The sequence below is a fragment of the Aquisalimonas sp. 2447 genome, from assembly GCF_012044895.1.
GTDB lineage: Bacteria > Pseudomonadota > Gammaproteobacteria > Nitrococcales > Aquisalimonadaceae > Aquisalimonas.
Genome location: NZ_CP050695.1, coordinates 1,309,555 through 1,327,759, shown reverse-complemented (window position 1 = coordinate 1,327,759; position 18,205 = coordinate 1,309,555). Strand labels below are relative to the sequence as shown.

Genomic DNA, 18,205 nt, shown 5'->3' with positions numbered 1-18,205 from the left:
TTCGGATCAGACGAGAAGCATGGATCGTGGCGGCGGGGGTTCGACGGCCAGTGGCCGTTCCGTTCGAAGCGACAATCCGGGAAGCACAAATGCAGTCTCACCCGTTGCCACAACAGCAACGGTGTGGACACAGGCGGTTACGGACGAGCATGCGACACTGCAGGAATCCGCTCCCACGGTGGAGGTGTCGGCCTGCCCGCAGGCGGGGCAGTCGCCAATCATCTCATCCGTCATCTCCATGGCCGCACTGTCGCCGGGCGGAGCGGAGTGGCATGCCATGGCCGCCGCACCGTGAAGCAGCATGGCCAGGGCGGCCAGGGTGCACAACAGATGGATTAATGAACGGCGCATCATTGTCGAAGTATTGCACCGGGGCACCGGCAAGTAAATGACGCCCCGACGATTCAGCGAACGCAAGGCAAATTCCCGAACATTGCCAACCTGCCCATGCCTTGATCCTGATCAATTGGTGGAGTGCCCGAACTGATATGCTGCCGATATACTATGAATGACCTCGACGGAAACACCTGATGCTGAAGCAGCAACCACGCGGAAGCACCCAACAAAGCGCGCGGGCCGTGCGCTCCTGGCGGTTGCTGCTGCTCGTTCTGCTGGTGCTGGTGCCGGTCACGGTCGCCCTCGCCGGCCCGGAGCCGGGGCACTTCCCCGGTGCAAATGTGGCTCAGCACGAAACGGACGTTCACACGCATCATCCGTCAGACACGCCCACGTGCGACCATCTTCAGCATCACGCGCCCGTTTCGGCCCTGGTCACTGACAACCGCGAACACGAGCTGCCGACCCCGACCGAAAGCGCCGCCGCGATCCCGAGCCTGGGGATGCCGCAGGATGGCCTTGCCACCGCGGAAGACGCGGCCTTCGTAATCCCGGCTGACAATCTCCGGCCTACCCTCCCTGTTTACCTGCGGACCCTCCGCCTGCGCGTCTGATCCTTCCGCCTCCTGTGACGCTGCGCCATCCGGCGCCCGTTTTTCCCTGTTCGGGAGGTTGAACACCATGCATTCAATGATTCATGACACCGGCGCGGGCTTCTGGCTCGGGCACTCGCTGATGGTGGTCTTCATGATCGCCATCCTCGCCCTGGCGCTTACCGGCGCCTACCTGCTCCTCTCCGCCCTGCTGGAGGGGCGCGAAACGGACAGCGGTGAGACGGTGCCGGCGCGGGCAGAGCGATCTGCCCAGGGCGACATGGACCGGGAGAAGTCTCTTCGGCGAAATGATTCATCTTGACCTTCCAGTTATTGGAAGGTTTACGCTCTGGACTGCATTACCGGCAACGAGCGCCCAATGCAGGCCCTGGTATCTAATTGATTTCATTCAATGAAGCACACGCTTCTGGAGGTTCCGGAATGACGATGAATCGAACCTACAAGGCAGCACTCGGTCTGGCCCTCATCGTGGGCGCAGGCACCATTGGAGTCGTCGGCGCCCAGGGCATGCAGGGCATGATGGGCGGTGGCATGCACGGCGGCGGCCAGGGGGGCATGATGCAGGACTGCCCGATGATGGGCAGTGGCTCCGGCGGCATGCAGGGCATGATGGGTGGCGGTATGCATGGCGGTGGCCAGGGTGGCATGGGCATGCAGGGTGGCATGGGCATTCAGGGTGGCATGATGCAAGGCGGCGGCATGGGCATGTCCGGCAAGGGCATGCACGGCGGTATGGGCATGATGCAGGGGCTGGATCTGGATGATGACCAGCGCGAGCAACTGCGTGAGCGCCGCAGTGAGCATCGCCACCAGCACTTCAGCCGCATGGCCGAGATGATGGACCTGCGCGAGGAGATGCATGCCCAGATGCACTCGGACCGGCCCGACCCGGATGCCGTGCGCGAGATCCACGGCCGCATGGCCGATCTCCACGGCGACATGATGGCCGACCGCATCCGCCTGCGGAACGACATGCAGGACATGCTCACCGACGAGCAACGCGAGCGGATGCAGGAACGCCGCGGTGGCATGGGTGGCGAGCGTGGTGGCGAGGGTGACCATCAACGCCATCACGGTGGCGGTTCGTAAGCGACCGGCCATGTAGGAGCGGCTTTAGCCGCGACCGTGTGCGGCGCTGAGCGCCGGATCCGTCGCGGCTTGCGCCGCTCCTGCAACGGCATGAATCCAGGGCCGTACTGGAGAGGCTCGGCCCCGGTAACCCGCTCCATGCACGGAGGACACGCACATGTGGACGCGCCTCACCCAACGCCTGGGAACGCCGCTGACGGTGGTCCTGATCGCCGGGCTCGCCCTCATCGGCGGGAGCCTGGCCGCCGATCACTGGGAACACATCGTTGGCTTCGCCCCGTTCCTGCTGCTGGCCGGCTGTCTGGTCATGCACTTGTTCATGCACCGCCACGGCGGCGGGCACGGACATGACCGGTAGATTCTCTGCGGCCAACCGACCCTGTAGGAGCGGCGCAAGCCGCGACCGTGTGCGCGCCGGTCATCGCCAGAACCGTCGCGGCTTGCGCCGCTCCTACGCAAGGGCCTGACACGCCATCAGCTAAAGGACAACCAGTTCATGAGTGAGCACGTCGCACGCACCTCCTCTCCGCAGACCACCGCCGAGGGCGTCCTTGTCGTTCCCGGCATGGGCTCCGACCACTGCGCCGGCATCGTCCGGGCTGCACTGGAACGCCTGGACGCGGTGGCGTCGGTGAGCACCAACATCGCCAACCACCGGGTCACCGTGCAGTATGACGCCGGCGCCGCCGGCGCCGACGCGCTCCGCAACGCCGTGGAGGCCGCCGGCTACGACGTGGCCCGGGTGGACGCGGGCGGCGACGGCACGACCATCAAGCTCGTGGTCCCGGGCATGGGCTCGGATCACTGCGCAGGCATCGTGCGCGCCTCCATCGAGCGCCTCGAGGGCATCGACGGGATCCGCACCAATATCGCTGACCATCGGGTCACCATCACCACCACCGCCGGTGGCCCCGACGGCGAGACGCTGCGCGCCACCGTGGAAGGTGCCGGCTACGATGTCGCCGCCGTGGAGACCGAAGGCAAAGACGACCACGCCGACGACGCCGCCATCGACGAGGCCTACGTCAAGCAGGCCTGGCGGCGGCTGTGGATTGCCATGATCCCCACCGCGGCGATCATGGGGCTGATGATGCCCCACATGTTCTGGCAGCCCATCCCGGGGTATCTCGCCATCATCGCCGTGCTCGCCTTCCCGGTGGTGTTCCTCGCCGGCGGCGCGGCCACCCACCGCTCGGCGTGGCGGTCGCTGAAGTCCGGCCATCTGAACATGGATGTGCTTATCTCCATGGGCAGCCTGCCGCCGTACTTCATCGGCCTGGTGGGCTTCGTCTACCCCATGACCTCGTTCATGGAGATGGCGGCCACCATCATGGCCTTCCACATGCTCGGACGGTACCTGGAGCACCGCGCCAAGGGGCAGGCCTCCTCGGCCATCCGCAAGCTGCTGGACATGGGCGCCAAGACCGCCCGCGTGGAGCGCGACGGCGAGGAAGTGGAAGTGCCGGTCAAGGAACTGCAGGCCGGCGCCGTCATGATCGTGCGCCCGGGCGAGAAGATCCCCACCGACGGCGAGGTGATCAAGGGCGAGAGCACCGTGGACGAGTCCATCGCCACGGGTGAGTCCGTGCCCGTGGAAAAGGCCGTCGGCGCCACCGTGCTCGGTGCCACCATCAACCAGCACGGGTTGCTCAAGGTGCGCGCCACCCGCGTGGGCAAGGACACGTTCCTCTCCCAGGTCATCCGGCTGGTGGAGGAGGCCCAGGGGTCGCGGGTGCCCGTGCAGGAGCTGGCCGACCGCATCACCGCCCGGTTCGTGCCGGCGGTGCTGGTGATCGCGGCACTGGCCTTTATCGCGTGGCTCGCCTTCAGCGGAACGCTTGAGCCCATCCTGCTCTGGGGCGAAGGCTTCCTGCCCTGGGTGGACGCCACACAGCCGCCGCTGGTGCTCGCCATCCTCGCGGCCATTGCCGTGCTGGTCATCGCCTGCCCGTGCGCTCTGGGGCTGGCAACGCCGACGGCGCTCATGGTGGGCTCAGGCATGGGCGCCGAGCGCGGTGTACTGATCCGCTCCGGCGAGGCCATCCAGAGCCTCAAGGACATCAAGGCCATCGTCCTCGACAAGACCGGCACCATCACCAAAGGGCAGCCGAGCCTCACCGACGTGACTCCCGCCGAGGGCTTTACCGACGAGCAGGTGCTGAACGCGGCAGCCGCCGTGGAGGCCGGCTCCGCCCATCCGCTGGCCGACGCCATCGTCCAGGGCGTGAAGGAGCGCGGTCTGAGTGTTGGCAGCGTCACCGGCTTCCGGTCTCACACCGCCCGTGGCGTGGAGGCGCAGCTCGACGGCGAACGGGTGCTGGTGGGCAGCCGCCGGCTGCTCACCGAACACGGCATGGACGTCACCGCCCTGGAAGAGCAACTCACCGAGCTCGAGCACGCGGGCAAGACGGCGATGCTGGTGGCCATCGGTGACCAGCCCGCCGGCATCGTGGCGGTGGCCGACACCATCAAGGACGACTCCGCGGCGGCCATCGCGGAACTGCACCGCCTCGGTATCGCCTGCATCATGGTCACCGGCGACAACGAGCGTACCGCCCAGGCCGTGGCCCGGGAGGTGGGCCTCGACGAAGTTCAGGCCGGGGTGCTGCCCGAGGGCAAGGTGGACGCCATCCGCGAGCTCCAGCAGCGCTACGGCGAGCACGTGGCCATGGTGGGCGACGGCATCAACGACGCCCCGGCGCTCAAGCAGGCCAACGTGGGGATTGCCATCGGCGCCGGCGCGGATGTCGCCATCGAGGCCGCCGACGTCACGCTGGTCAGTGGCGAGCTGACCAAGGTGGTGGAGGCCGTGGAGCTCTCACGCCTGACCTTCCGAAAGATCGTGCAGAACATGTTTTGGGCGTGGGGCTACAACGTCGCCGCCATCCCCATCGCGGCCATCGGCCTGCTCCACCCCATGATCGGCGTCATCGCCATGACAGCAAGCTCGCTCTCCGTGATCGGCAACTCGGTGCTGCTCAAGCGGGCCAAACTCGGTGGCAAGGTCAACTGAACCAACGTCAAACCAGCGTGTGGTTCGCAACGGCCATCAACGAGGACTCGGCGCTGGCTTTGCCGGGGTTACGGAAAACGTCAAATACCACGAGGTGTCCGCTTAGGAGGCTAGAAGGACACAGTAAGTATCCCCCGGCAAAGCCGGGGGATACTTACTGTCCCTGTGTCAAGACGCGGAAGTACGCCGGAATAGCACTGCAGCGAGCCCCAGTAGCGCCGTACCCGACACTAGCAGAGCGAGCGCCTGGGGCAACAACACGTCCAAGCCCGCGCCCTTGAGGAATACGCCGAGAATCACGTCCATGTAGTGGCGTAGCGGGCTCACCAGCGACGCGGCCTGCAGAATCTCCGGCATGCTCTCCACAGGCGCCAGGGTTCCGGACAACATCATCATCGGGAACAGGCCGAAAAATGCCAACAGCAACGCCTGCTGCTGGGTGCGACTGACAGTCGCAATCAACACACCCAGCCCGATGGCGCTCAGGAGGAACAAGCCGGTCAAGGCCAGGAAAAGAATCAGGCTGCCCTGCATGGGAACCCCGAACCACCACACGATCAGCAGGCTAGGGAATACCGACAGCAAACCGATCACCAGAGTCGGCGTAACCTTGGCGATGAATAGCTCAGTGATGCGAATCGGGGTGACGCGCAACTGCTCAATGGTTCCCGCCTCTTTCTCGCGGACAATCGACGCCGCCGGATAGATCACGCCCACCATGAGGGCTGCAAGGCCGATCATGGACAACACCATGAACGAGGTAAACGTCTGATCGGGGTTGTAACGCACGCGCAGAATCGATTCGACCCCAGCCGACACGGGGACGCTGTCCATTCCTTCCATGGCGAACCGGTTGATGATCTCGAGCGCATCGCCTCGCGCTTGCGCCGCGAGGTTGGCGTGAGTGCCATCCAGCATCAACTGAACAGCGGGTCGCTGGGCACGACTGAGATCGCGTTGGAACCCCCGCGGCACCACCAGCGCCACACGAGCTCGCCCCTCTTGCAGCCATTGCTCGATCGCCTGGTCGTCCGCGGCCTGGCCGACATACGCGAAAGCGTCGGTGGTGGTGAACCGCTCCACCAGGCTTCGGCTTGCCGGCGTGCGATCTTCATCCACCACGGCGAACGGCATGTTTTCCACATCCATGGTCAGGGCATAGGCGCAGATCACCACTTCCACGGTGTACAGCCAGAGAATCAGAATCAGGATGATGCGATCCCGCAGAAGCTGCACGAACTCCTTGGCGAGCAACCCCCTGAGCCGTGTTCCCATCACGCCACCTTCTTGCGGAAACGCCACACGGCAAAGCCAAAGATGACCACCGTGTAGGCCAGCAGTAGCAGCGCCGACGGCCACAGCTCCGGTAGCATCGCCCCCTTGAGAACCAGGTCGCGGGAGAAGCCGACGAAGTACTGGACCGGGAACACCTGCGTGTAGATCTGCATGGCATCCGGCATCGTGAAGATCGGGAAAAGAAACCCCGAGAACAGGAAGGCCGGCATAAGCGTGACAATGAGTGCGAGCAGCATGGCCACGAGCTGACTACTGGTCAGCGTCGAGATGAGCAGCCCAATGCCGACAGTACAGAAAACGTAGACAAGCCCCACGGCAAGCAACAAGCCCGGATTCCCGCGCAGCGGCACGTCGAACCAGACGAAACCGACGACGATGACCAGGAGCAGTTGCAGGAAGGCAATGCCCCCGTACGGGATCAGCTTGCCCGCCAGGAACTCGGCGGCGGTAAGCGGGGAGGCGAAAATCTGCTGAATCGAGCCACTCTGCTTCTCGCGGGTCAGGGCCAACGCTGTGAGCAGCGGCGGCAGCGCCATGAGGATGACGCCGAAAAGACCGGGGATAACGTAGACCGTGCTGGCGAGCGCCGGGTTGTACCACACACGCGATTCCACGCGCACGGGCCCCTCCGCTGGCTGGCCGAACCCGGCAATTACGGTTTCGGCGTACCGGGCCACGAGATTGGTCGTGGATGAGTATGTGCCGTCGACCAGCACCTGAACCGGCGCGTGCTCCCCGCGTGCCACCCGCTCCCCGAACCGTGGCGGAATGGATACCACCAGGTTCACCGCACCGCGCCGCAGATCAGCCTCCCCCTGCTCCGGGGTCGCGTAATCGCTCTCGAGCCGGAAGTAACCACTGCCCACGAACTGCTCCACCAGTGCTCTGCTCGTGGGCGAACGGTCCTGATCCACGAGGCCCAGGCGCACATCATCCACCTCCATGGAAATGCCGTAGCCGAACAGAAACAGCATGACCAGGGGCATCAGCAGCGCCACCACGACGGTCGCCCGGTCACGGACGATTTCCCGGGTTTCCTTGCCCACGACCGCGGCGATGCGGGACCGCTTCATGGTGCCGCCTCCGTCGCCGCCGCGGCGCTCTGCTCCCGCTCAATGAAGGCGACGAAAATCTCCTCTGCCGACACCAGGCCGCGCCCTGGGAACTGCTCACGCAGGGCGTCGAGATCCCCCGTGGCGATCAACCGTCCCTCGTGCATCAGGCCCAGCCGGTGGCAGTACGCAGCTTCGCCCAGGTGATGGGTGGTCACCAGCACCGTCATTCCGCCGTCCGCAAGCAACCGGATCAAGCGCCAGAAACGCGAGCGCGCCAGGGGATCCACTCCGGATGTCGGTTCGTCGAGGAACAGCACCGACGGTTGGTGCAGAATGCTGCAAGCAAGCGCCACCCGCTGTCGGACGGCCCCTGAGAGGCGTCCCACCAGTTCCTGTTCGAACGCCTCGATATCGCAGATCGCCAGCGCCCATGGGATTATTCGCCGCGCAGAGCGGCGCGACAACCCGTAAGCGCTGGCGAAGAAGGCGAGGTTCTGGGCCACGGTGAGGTCCAGATACAGCGAGAAACGCTGGGACATGTACCCAATGCGCCCCCGGAGCACGTGCGCTGCCGACAGGACGTCCGCGTCGGCAACACGCGCCATGCCGGCCGTGGGTGCGAGCAAGCCGCAGAGCATGCGTATGAGCGTGGTCTTGCCGGCCCCGTTGGCCCCGAGCAAACCGAAAATCTCCCCACCCACGACCTCCAGGGAGACACGATCCACGGCCACGAAACCACCGAAACGCCGTGTCACCTCGCGGGCGATGATGGCCTCCGATACCGCCACGGCGGGGGCGCTCACCTCCGCAGTGCCCTGGAGCCCGGCATCACCCGGCGCGACACCACGGAGAAAGACGAACACGTCATCCATGCTCGGCCTTGCCGCCTCTGCCCGGCCCGTGCCCTGGAGATGGGCGTCCAGCCCGGACGCATCCGCGGCCGACGCCTCCATGACCACGCGCACCTGGTCGGCCCACCAGTCCACACCCAGAACGCCCGGCACATTCCGCAGCCCAGCCTCGACGGTCGCGGGTTTCTCCGTAGTGACGCGGTAAACGTTGCCCTGCGCCAACGCACGCAGATCCGATGGTGCCCCTTCCGCAAGAACACGGCCTTCATCGAGAAACAGCACACGATCGCATTGCTCCGCCTCGTCCATGTACGACGTGGCAAAGACAACCGTGACCCCCTGCTCCCGGCGATCCTCGAGCATGCGCCACAGCTCCCGCCGAGACATGGGATCGACACCCAGCCCCGGTTCATCGAGTAGCAGCAACGCAGGCTCGTGGATGAGATTGGCGCACAGGGCGAGCTTCTTGCGCATACCACCCGACAGCGCACCCTCACGTCGATCCGTGAACGGCGCGAGCCCGGCCATGGCCAGTAACCGCTGCCGCCGGTCCGCGAATACGTCAGCCGGGACGTCACGTACACTCGCCGCGAACGCCAGATTCTCCGCGACGCTCAGGCGGTCATAGAGCGTGAACCCCTGCGCCATGTAGCCGATACGCGACGTCACCTGCGCTGCTTCACGGAGCGTGTCGAACCCCAGGACGCGGGCATGGCCCTCGGTGGGATCGAGGATTGCGCTGAGGAGTTGCAGCAACGTGGTCTTGCCGGCACCGTCCGGCCCGACCAGACCGACGATTTCACCGGTGCGCACGGTCAGGTCAACATTCTCGACAGCGCGGGAGCGGCGGTATCGCCGCCCCAGACCCTCGGCCACGATGACTGCCTCCTCTTCCGCCATCGCGCCGCCCCTAGCTCCCCGGAACGAAAAGCCGATCCGGCCATTGCGCCCCGTCCTGCCAGAGAATCCAGGCGTCCGCCGGCATGCCCGGTTTCAGCGTCCCGTCTGGATTATCGAGATCGATGGTCACGCCGTAGACCATGCGCACGCGTTCATCCGGCATGTGGATATCCCGCGGCGTGAACTGCGCGGTCTGGTCGATACGTGCGATCCGACCCTCGAAAACGCGCTCGGGAAAGGCATCTACGCGCACACGCACCGGGCCGCCAAGATCGATGCGCCCGAGGTCGCGTCCCGGAATGAAGACCCTGAGTTCGACACGCGTCAGATCCACCAAAGTGGCCACCGGTTGCCCTGGCTGCAGGAACTCACCGGTTTCCACCGACCGGGTCAGCACCGTGCCGTTGATCGGCGCCGCTATTCGGGCTCGAGCAAGACGGTTGGCGCGCAGCTCGCGCTCGTGCTCGGTCGCCGTGATCCTTTGAGTGATCGCGGCGATGTCGGCCTCGGCAACACGCGCCCGCGCCTCACGGAACCCATCCTCAGCCTGGTCCACCTCGCTTTGACTCACGGCGTCGTCCTCCAGCATGCGCCGCAGTCGCGTCAGTTGCCGCTCCGCCGTCTCCTGATGATGCTCCCAGAGTTCCAGGTTTCGCCGGGCGCGGTCGCGCTCCAGGTTCAGGGCCTCGATCTCGGACTCCACACGGGCCTTCTCAAGCCGTAGATCCGCATCGTCGAGCCGGAGCAGCGGGTCACCTCTGGCAACTGTCTTACCCTCGACCAGATGGCTTTCCAACACCGTCCCGGAGACCTCGGCGGCAACGCGGACCTCGGTGGCTTCGATGCGCCCGTTGCCATACAGCACCTGCTCCGGTAGCGGAGCCGGCTTGAGATAGAGATACAACCCGTACGAACCGCCGGCGATCACGAGCAGAACAATCGCGGTCCAAACCCAGGCTGAGCGCATTCACCACCTCGCAATGTCCGTCCCCGGACGGTTCGTTACGGCTTCTCAGTCCCCACCGGGGCGGCTTTCCCCGGATTTTCTTTTCCGCGGACGCCCCCCTCGGCGACTCACATTCCACCCCACGAGAGCGAACACGACCAGGAGGGCCATTCCGCTCATGATGGTCACGACTTCCGCAGTCATTTACGGCTCCTCCTGCTGTACCCCGCGGACGGATCGCGGAATGAACATGGGAACACGCTGCTGATACGCCCGGTATTCATCACCGAACTGATTCAGCATTGTTTGCTCTTCCTTGCGTGCCAGAAGCGTGTACGCCACGACAATCACCAGGAACGCGATCACGGAGACGATGGTCGGCCAGTGCACAACGCCTTCTCCGAAGACGATCAGAAACAACCCGGTGTACTGGGGGTGGCGCACACGCGCATAGATGCCGTCGGTCATGAGTGCTTGCTCGCGACGTGCGCGATGGATCCGTCGCCAGCCTTCAACAACCATCGTTGCGCCAATGAACACCAGGGTGTAACCGATGATCATGGCCACGATGTGCGCGGCTGGCGTGCCAAAGAGTTGTTCCCAGAGATTGCCGCCGTCGGTCCACGCGACATCCAGACCAAAGAAGCGGGCCAGAAAGTAAATCGTGAGGGGAAACCCGTACATCTCCGCGTAGAACGCGATGATAAAGGCCTGCAGGGCACCCGCACGTGTCCACTCCTTCCAACTGTCCGGCGCCAGGTAGCGGTACATCAGCCAAGAGACGATGACAATAACGATAATGGCCAGGCCCCACATGCCCATGTGCATTCGCACCGTCTCCCTGCTTCGTCGTCACTGGCAGTACTGAAGAGCCCCTTGGGCTGCCTCCCGGTTGTTTCCACCGGCAGACTTCCGCGACCACGTAACTTTCAATGATGCACGCTCCTCCACGCTCGCAGCTTGATATGGGTCAAACGCATGGGCCCACGAACTGCTACTGTGTGAAGAACGTGAAACCCGCCGATGGCCGTCGGAATAGCACATGCCACAACCGTTCACAGCATCAGGGGTGCATCCCGGGAGCACGTTCCCGCCACGGCAGCCGCTGTGGATGTTGGTGCTGCTCGTTCTATTGCTCTTGCCGGCGGGGCTGGCTTCGGCTTTATCGCAGAGTGATTCCTCGGGCACGAGCCTGGAAGGCGCCATCAGTCACCAGCCAGATGATCCGCTTTGCCGACACAGCGACACGCGAGAGGAATTCGCCTCACCCTCCTCGCGAGCACGCGACGACGGCGCACCCCAATCCAGTGACGGCGCGATTCTTTCACCGAATCCCCGAACCGCGCCTTCACGCCGTGCCAAGCCAACCAACGTACAGCCGCGCCTGTCCGCACCGTCTACCCCTATTGCGCTCTACCGCGTAACCCAGCGACTGCGACTCTGAGACCGACCTCCTGCTCCAAGAACTGATACCAGCGATGGTCCCGGCACCCGTGTGACCGGGCCAATCGTCACTGCATGTAGGTCCATCGGGTGCTGTTCCTCGGTTGGAGCCCAACCACCCGGATCAATGGACCAGACAAGGAAAAGGATGCATTCATGCTGACCTATCCCGACATCGACCCGGTCGCCATCCAGCTCGGCCCCGTTGCCATCCACTGGTACGGCCTCATGTACCTGATCGGCTTCGCCGCCGCCTGGCTGCTCGGGCGCTGGCGCGCCCAACGCGATGACAGCCCCATCCGCCCGCTACAGATGGAAGACGTCCTCGTCTTCGGTGCCATCGGCGCCATCCTCGGCGGGCGCATCGGCTACGTGCTGTTCTACGAGTCCGCCCTGCTCACCACCGACCCGCTGGCCATCATCCGCGTCTGGGAAGGCGGCATGAGCTTCCACGGCGGCCTGCTCGGCGTCCTCGCCGGTCTGTGGCTGTACGCCAAGCGCACCGGCTGCGGATTTCTGCGGCTGACCGACTTCGCCGCACCGCTGGTGCCCATCGGCCTCGGCGCCGGGCGCATCGGCAACTTCATCAACGGCGAACTCTGGGGCCGGGTCAGCGACGTTCCCTGGGCCATGGTCTACCCACCCATGGGCCCCGAGCCGCGCCACCCCAGCCAGCTCTACCAGTTCCTGCTCGAAGGCGTGGTGCTGTTCATTGCCCTGTGGCTGTTCACCCGCAAACCGCGCCCCACCATGGCCGCCTCCGGGCTGTTCCTGGTGCTCTACGGAAGCTTCCGCTTCATCGTCGAGTTCGTGCGCCTGCCCGACGAACAGCTCGGATATCTCGCCTTCGACTGGGTGACCATGGGGCAGGTGCTGTCCACCCCGATGGTGCTCGTGGGGGTCTTCCTGATCGTACTCGCATACCGGCAAACAGCGAGACAGGGATGATCCGGGTTCCGATTACAACGTCCTGGAGCGCTTGCTCGTCTTGTTACTGATCATGGCCAGAGAAAGGGCGATGCATCGCCCGAACAAGGCCTCCCGGTCTGGGCCAGCGACCGTGGTGCGTATCGACGGTATAAGGATGGCAGTGTTTGAAACCATCTCCCACGGGTATGGCGCCCGTGAGGTGGTGGTGGCCGGCCGGCAGGTCGGTATGCACATGCTCCAGTTCCACAGCGTCGTGAACCGGCCAGAGGCGCCAGGCGACCGCTGCCACTACGAAAGACAGCGCCGCGAACCCGGCGAACAGCGGTTCGACGCCCCAGTGGAGGCCAAGCCACCCTGCCAGCGGATACGTGAATAACCAGCAGGCGTGTGATAGCGAGAACTGCGCCGCAAATACGGTTGGCCGGTCTTCCTCGCGGGCGGAGCGTCTCAGTAAACGCCCCGAAGGCGTGAGGATAAGAGACGAACCGGCACCAAGCAGGAACCAGAGAAACAACAGTGTACAGTAACCAGGGCCCAGCACCCCGAGCGCTAGGGCCGTGCCAAGGAGCAACGCGCCACTGAGCATGGCCGAGCGCTCTCTGATGTGCCACAGCACCGCCGGTAACACCAGGGCAATCAGCATGCTGCCCGCCCCGAAAGCCACCATGGCAACAGCAACATGTATGTCGCCGAATTCGAGCACGTCGCGCACATAGACAACGGTGTTGACCAGGGCCATGGCGCCCCCGGCGGCCACCGCCATGTTGAGCGCGAGCAGAATGTGCTCTCCCGCCTTGATCGAGCAGATGCCGGACCTGGATACAACGTGCTGAGACTGACCAGTGCCGGCAACTCTGCATAACGGCGACGACTCGTCTCTTTGGTGACCCCAAGACTCGGGGGTACACTGAAGCGGTGGATACTTGGCGAGGAAGAGACTCGTGGCGACGCCGAAAGAACAGATGGTTAAGGTCATTGAAGCCCAGCCAGAGGACAGCTCCTACGATGAGATCCTTCGGGAGCTCGCGTTCGCGAGGATGATCGACCGCGGGCTTGCCGATTCAGACACTGGACGCACGATCAGCAATCTGGAGATGCAGGAGCGCATCCGGTCGTGGCAGAGCTGAATTGGACGAGGGAAGCGCAGCGTTGGCTCCAGGACATTCATGACTACATCGCCCAAGATGATCCCAGCGCCGCTACTCGCGTTGTTCAGGGTATCTACCGGAAAGCGCAGATCCTGACCGATTTCCCGGAGATCGGGCACCGCTACGAATCCCTACCTAGTCGGGAGATTCGCATCCTTCAGTACGGACACTACCGCATCGCCTACTTGGTCAGGGGAAACGAGAGCATCGACATCCTCGGTGTATTCCATGGGGCCATGGATATTGACCGCTACCTCACGTGACGAGTACCCGTGAACCCGATCGACGGCTGGAAATCGACCCTGAACGGACTCTCAACCACATTCATGCCAATAGCGGGCTTTCAGTCACCGCAGTTCCAAGGTCCGCTCTTGGCCGATTGCCGACAGGTCATACGGAGTGACGCTTCCAGAACACTTCCAATGCCGGGTGACGGCACTGGTTCGCGACGTGCCCGCATGTTTGAGGAGGGCCGACTGGACCGGCGCGTCCGCCTCAAGTCCTGCTCCCGCGCACCCGCTTGACATGAGTCAGAGCCGTAACTAGCCATACTAGAGGGCGTTCTACGCTCATCCGCACAAGTATAGAAATGGAGGAGAAGACCGATGACGAAACGGTATCGGCATTCGTGGCGCTGGGCTTGGCTGCCCAGTGCAGGCTTATGCCTGGTGCTTGGGTCCACCGGCATCCAGGCAGATGAGACGGAGCGTTTCGATCTCGGTGACTTCGAGCTCGAGTCCGGCGAGGTTATCGAGGACGCCTTTCTCACCTATGTGACCCACGGGGAACTCAACGACGCCCGGGACAATGCAATTCTCGTCCTGCCGTCATTAATGGCGGACCACACACGGCACGACTTCCTGATCGGAGAAGGCCTGGCACTCGATCCTGATGAGTACTTCATCATTGCCGCCAATACCCTCGGGAACGGACACGCGATATCGCCCAGCAACAGCGAGAGCCAGCCGGGCATGGAGTTTCCACAGTTCTCCATTCGGGACATGGTCAATGCACAGCACGAATTGATTGAGGAGGAATTCGAACTCGACGAGCTCTTTTCAGTGGTTGGCCTCTCCATGGGCGGCATGCAGGCCTATGAGTGGGCAGCGAGCTATCCGGACATGATGGAGTCGATCGTCCCCCTGATCACCATGGCCCGTACCACAGGATGGGTGACGGCCATCTGGGAAACCCAGCGGCAGGCGATCATGCAGGACGATGCCTGGCAGGGTGGTGACTATGACGAACAACCGGATGGCTTCCGCTCGGCGATCGGCAGTCTGATGGTATGGGTGCGGCATTGGCACTGGATGGATGAAGAGTTCGCTGACGACAACATGGATGCTGTCGAGTGGCTGCATGAGCAGGAGGACGCGCTCATGGAGGTCTGGGATGCCAACAATTACATCTACCAGACGCGTGCGGAGGACCGGCACGACATCTCGGAGGCACCGGGGCGCGAAGTGGGCTATGAGGAAGCGTTGGCCTCCATGGAAGTCCACGCCCTGATCATGCCGGGCACCAAGGACATCCTCCATCCGCCGGACGACTCCCGTCTGGCCGCGGAGCAGATGCCCAACGCCCGCCTGGTCGAGATCGACAGTGACCATGGTCACCTCGGTGGAGGCGGCGTGGACCAGGACGATATCGACCTGATCAATGAAGAGATGACGTCTTTCTTTAACGAACTGCGTGACTGATGGCGCCTCGCCGGCACCCGGCGCACCGGGTGCCGGCCCCGAGGTATTTCGTTCGTGCTTTACCTTGTCGGCCTTCTCCCTCCTCGATCGAATCGATCTGCTGCATGCCCCGCAATTCGGGATGGTTTCTTTCGCCTATCCTTGCAAGTGGCACTAAGCCTGAGCGGCCGCCCCGGTGTGGGCCTGGATGAATAAAGGAGACTCGCGGTGTGCAACTGGACATCGAGGAGTGGGATGTGCCGTACGACGGTACTCGCTCACGGGATCCCTGGGTGGGCGGCGACGACACCGTCTGGTTCGTGGGCCAGGATACCCACTACGTCGGGCGTCTGACGGCCTCCACAGGGGCGTTCCATGAGTACCCCCTCGAAGAGGGCGCCGGGCCGCACACAGTCATCAGTGACCAGCGTGGCGCATGGTATGCCGGCAACCGGGCGGCACACATCGGGTTGGTCGATCCGGACAGCGGCGATATTGAGCGGTTCGTGCCACCGGGCGACGGCGACCGGGACGTCCACACCATGGCCTTCACCAGTGAGGGCAACATCTGGTTCACCGAGCAGCACGCCAACCGCATCGGCCTGTTCGACACGGAAAACGAGACGTTCACCATGCACGAAGTGGCCACGGATCGGGCCCGCCCCTATGGCATCGTGGTGCACGACGAGCAGCCATGGGCCGTGCTGTTCGGCACGAATCGGCTGGCGACTGTCGAGGCCGGTGAACTGATCGAGATCGAGCTGCCCCGCGAGGACACCCGCGCACGCCGCCTGGCCGTCTCATCCGACGGGCTGGTGTGGTATGGCGATTACGCCACTGGATACATTGGCCACTACGATCCGGACACCGGTGAGGTGGAGGAGTGGCGTGCACCATCGGCAGATGATTCCCGTCCCTACGCGGTCGCCATGGACAGCGACGACCGCTTCTGGATCGTGGAGACCGGGGTCATGCCTAACCGGTTTGTCGCATTCGATACCCGCAGCGAGACCTGGACCGATGCCTTCGAGGTGCCAAGTGGCGGAAGCAACGTGCGGCATATGGTGTACGACCGGGAGAGCAACGCCATCTGGTTCGGCACGGACATGAACACCATCGGGCGCGCACAGTTGAGCGACTAGTACGAACACGAACGCCGGCTGTTTCGTTGCAGGTTTCGAGGGGCTGATCCAGGGCCTGCCTTCACAGTGAACAGGCTTCGCCAGTTCGCCGATGTATATATCCTTTAACCGGAAATCTTCTGGCCACCGAAAGGACGCTCTTCGACCCTGAGCAGACGGATGCACGCTGCTCACCGATATCTGCTATGACGATGATGAGTACAAACACAGCCCCGCATCCAAGGCGCATAATCTCTTACCACGGCAGTGATCGAATGGTATATTTTCTATACCATGTTTGAATTTGATGATGCCAAGAGCCAGGCGAACAAGACGAAGCACGGCATCGACTTCGCCGAAGCGCAGGAACTGTGGCGTGACCCGGATCTCTTGGAAGTGCCGGCCAGGACCGAGGATGAACCTCGCTATCTCGTCATCGGTATGCTGGAGGGCAGACACTGGTCAGCGGTCATAACATACCGTGGATCAAACATCCGTGTTATCTCGGTCCGGCGAGCCCGGGTTGAGGAGGTAGCGCTCTATGAAGGCTAAGCAATTTGACCGTAAGTTTGATGCTGGGGAGGACGTCTCGAATGAGCTCGACCTCTCCCGGGCACGTCGGCCTCGCCAGGCACAGAAGCGCGTAAATGTCGATTTCCCGGATTGGATGCTTGAGCAGCTCGATAAGGAAGCTCGCCGCCTGGGGGTCACGCGACAGTCAATCATCAAGATCTGGCTCTCGGAGCGGTTAGAGCAAGCGGCTTCAAACAACCGGTTTCCTCCGACGCGTTAAGCACGAATTGCTCGGTGGCGCAGGTCTAGTACAGCAGTCATCGACAGTCCGACGGCAATGGCCGCTTCCGCCGGCGGTGGCGCAAGGTTATGGGAATCGACCCGATTCAGGTACGTGTGGTCCATGGCGCCAAGGGCCGATTAGGGTCGTATCGGGCCATGATGGGACCGGTTTCAAGGCCAGTGCCACGTGAGGTATCGGTCGATATCCATGGCGCGGTGAAACACACCGGGGATGTCGACGGTCTCGTTTCGCGTGATCAAGTGCGCGATGCGGTAGGGACCGCAAGGGAGAATGCGGATCTTGCCGCCTGCGCTATCTGTCAACGTAGATGATGTCTGACAGCGATTCGTAGCGGTGCCCCATCTCCGGGAAGTCGCTCAACATCTGAGCTTTGCGATTGATGCCCTGTACTACACGGCCAGCCGCCGGGGGCATCCGTGGCAAGGTAGTCGTGGATGGCCTGTAGCCAGCGCTGTGCCTCCCCCGTCCAGTTCAGCTCTGCCACGAACGGATACGCTCCTGCATCTCCTGATTGCTGACCGTGCGGCCAGCGTCTGAATCGGCAAGACCACGGTCGATCATCCTGGCGAAGGCCAGCTCGCGGAGGATCTCATCGTAGGAGCTGCCCTCTGGCTGGGCTTCAATGATCTTAACCATCTGCTCTTTCGGAGTTGCCACAAGTCTCTCCTTGGAAAGTATCGACCTTTCCAGTTTAGTCCCGCGGGTTAGGGCGGCAAAAGCTGGTTGTCGCTACAGAGCGGTACCACCGGCGAGAGTTGGTTCTGATGCCCGGTATGCCGATACGACGCCTGGTCGGTCAAGCGGCCGAGATCATCGTGGTCAATGCTTAATCTCCCCACCTGAACCGGAGATACCGAGCCATGGCCATCGCCACCCCGAACCCGCACCACACCACCGGCCATCGCCCGTGGAACAAATGGCACCTGATCGGGCCGAAGCCACCTCTGAAACTCCCGGGGGTTATGGG

At 63.4% G+C, this 18,205-nt stretch carries 19 protein-coding genes; 12 read left to right on the top strand and 7 right to left on the bottom strand.

Annotation, left to right across the window (positions count from 1 at the left end; genetic code table 11):
* The first annotated feature begins 530 nt into the window (after positions 1-530).
* The 5 genes from KU884_RS06235 (at position 531) to KU884_RS06215 (ending at position 5,052) form a co-directional block, all read left to right on the top strand.
* On the top strand, positions 531-950 hold the full coding sequence (locus KU884_RS06235; protein ID WP_167781846.1) for a hypothetical protein: 420 nt from the start codon (positions 531-533) through the stop codon (positions 948-950).
* Positions 951-1,017: 67 nt separating this feature from the next.
* Positions 1,018-1,251: a hypothetical protein gene (locus KU884_RS06230; protein WP_167781844.1), complete on the top strand. Its 234-nt coding sequence runs from the start codon at positions 1,018-1,020 to the stop codon at positions 1,249-1,251.
* A 119-nt stretch (positions 1,252-1,370) separates the two neighbouring features.
* A complete protein-coding gene (locus KU884_RS19100) occupies positions 1,371-2,039 on the top strand; it encodes a Spy/CpxP family protein refolding chaperone (protein WP_167781842.1) in 669 nt (222 codons plus the stop codon).
* A gap of 157 nt (positions 2,040-2,196) precedes the next feature.
* Positions 2,197-2,397: a DUF2933 domain-containing protein gene (locus KU884_RS06220; protein ID WP_167781840.1), complete on the top strand. Its 201-nt coding sequence runs from the start codon at positions 2,197-2,199 to the stop codon at positions 2,395-2,397.
* 138 nt (positions 2,398-2,535) lie between these two features.
* Positions 2,536-5,052: a heavy metal translocating P-type ATPase gene (locus KU884_RS06215; protein WP_167781839.1), complete on the top strand. Its 2,517-nt coding sequence runs from the start codon at positions 2,536-2,538 to the stop codon at positions 5,050-5,052.
* Positions 5,053-5,220: 168 nt separating this feature from the next.
* On the opposite strand, the gene KU884_RS06210 is transcribed toward KU884_RS06215, so the two are convergent.
* The 5 genes from KU884_RS06210 to KU884_RS06190 form a co-directional block, all read right to left on the bottom strand.
* Complete coding sequence (locus KU884_RS06210; RefSeq protein WP_167781838.1) at positions 5,221-6,327, bottom strand: ABC transporter permease; 1,107 nt, start codon at positions 6,325-6,327, stop codon at positions 5,221-5,223.
* Complete coding sequence (locus KU884_RS06205; RefSeq protein ID WP_167781836.1) at positions 6,327-7,421, bottom strand: ABC transporter permease; 1,095 nt, start codon at positions 7,419-7,421, stop codon at positions 6,327-6,329. The genes KU884_RS06210 and KU884_RS06205 overlap by 1 nt, the downstream gene beginning before the upstream one ends.
* On the bottom strand, positions 7,418-9,154 hold the full coding sequence (locus KU884_RS06200) for an ATP-binding cassette domain-containing protein (protein WP_167781834.1): 1,737 nt from the start codon (positions 9,152-9,154) through the stop codon (positions 7,418-7,420). Before KU884_RS06200 ends, KU884_RS06205 begins: the two co-directional genes overlap by 4 nt.
* A gap of 10 nt (positions 9,155-9,164) precedes the next feature.
* A complete protein-coding gene (locus KU884_RS06195; RefSeq protein ID WP_167781833.1) occupies positions 9,165-10,121 on the bottom strand; it encodes an HlyD family secretion protein in 957 nt (318 codons plus the stop codon).
* A gap of 183 nt (positions 10,122-10,304) precedes the next feature.
* Positions 10,305-10,928 carry an isoprenylcysteine carboxylmethyltransferase family protein gene (locus tag KU884_RS06190; RefSeq protein ID WP_167781832.1) on the bottom strand — a complete coding sequence of 208 codons (624 nt, stop codon included), beginning with the start codon at positions 10,926-10,928 and terminating at the stop codon, positions 10,305-10,307.
* A 771-nt stretch (positions 10,929-11,699) separates the two neighbouring features.
* Here KU884_RS06190 and lgt point away from each other — a divergent pair.
* Complete coding sequence (gene lgt, locus KU884_RS06185; RefSeq protein ID WP_167781830.1) at positions 11,700-12,491, top strand: prolipoprotein diacylglyceryl transferase; 792 nt, start codon at positions 11,700-11,702, stop codon at positions 12,489-12,491.
* 43 nt (positions 12,492-12,534) lie between these two features.
* Here the strand turns inward: lgt and KU884_RS06180 are convergent, their stop codons facing one another.
* Complete coding sequence (locus tag KU884_RS06180; RefSeq protein ID WP_167781829.1) at positions 12,535-13,212, bottom strand: MFS transporter; 678 nt, start codon at positions 13,210-13,212, stop codon at positions 12,535-12,537.
* Between the two features lie 202 nt (positions 13,213-13,414).
* Between KU884_RS06180 and KU884_RS06175 the strand changes: the two genes are divergently transcribed.
* The 6 genes from KU884_RS06175 to brnA all read left to right on the top strand — a co-directional run bounded on the left by KU884_RS06175 (position 13,415) and on the right by brnA (position 17,214).
* Entirely contained in the window at positions 13,415-13,600 is a 186-nt protein-coding gene (locus KU884_RS06175) for a hypothetical protein (protein WP_167781827.1), read from the top strand.
* Positions 13,588-13,884: a type II toxin-antitoxin system RelE/ParE family toxin gene (locus tag KU884_RS06170; protein WP_167781825.1), complete on the top strand. Its 297-nt coding sequence runs from the start codon at positions 13,588-13,590 to the stop codon at positions 13,882-13,884. Before KU884_RS06175 ends, KU884_RS06170 begins: the two co-directional genes overlap by 13 nt.
* 342 nt (positions 13,885-14,226) lie before the next feature.
* Positions 14,227-15,321, top strand: a complete 1,095-nt coding sequence (locus KU884_RS06165) for an alpha/beta fold hydrolase (protein WP_167781824.1) — start codon at positions 14,227-14,229, stop codon at positions 15,319-15,321.
* Positions 15,322-15,530: 209 nt separating this feature from the next.
* Entirely contained in the window at positions 15,531-16,442 is a 912-nt protein-coding gene (locus KU884_RS06160; RefSeq protein ID WP_167781822.1) for a lyase, read from the top strand.
* A gap of 273 nt (positions 16,443-16,715) precedes the next feature.
* Positions 16,716-16,973: a BrnT family toxin gene (locus KU884_RS06155; protein ID WP_167781821.1), complete on the top strand. Its 258-nt coding sequence runs from the start codon at positions 16,716-16,718 to the stop codon at positions 16,971-16,973.
* Positions 16,963-17,214, top strand: coding sequence for a type II toxin-antitoxin system BrnA family antitoxin (brnA, locus tag KU884_RS18930; RefSeq protein ID WP_167781819.1), 252 nt, complete (start codon positions 16,963-16,965; stop codon positions 17,212-17,214). The genes KU884_RS06155 and brnA overlap by 11 nt, the downstream gene beginning before the upstream one ends.
* A gap of 495 nt (positions 17,215-17,709) precedes the next feature.
* Here the strand turns inward: brnA and KU884_RS06150 are convergent, their stop codons facing one another.
* Positions 17,710-17,895, bottom strand: a complete 186-nt coding sequence (locus KU884_RS06150; protein WP_167781818.1) for a hypothetical protein — start codon at positions 17,893-17,895, stop codon at positions 17,710-17,712.
* Positions 17,896-18,205 lie beyond the last annotated feature (310 nt).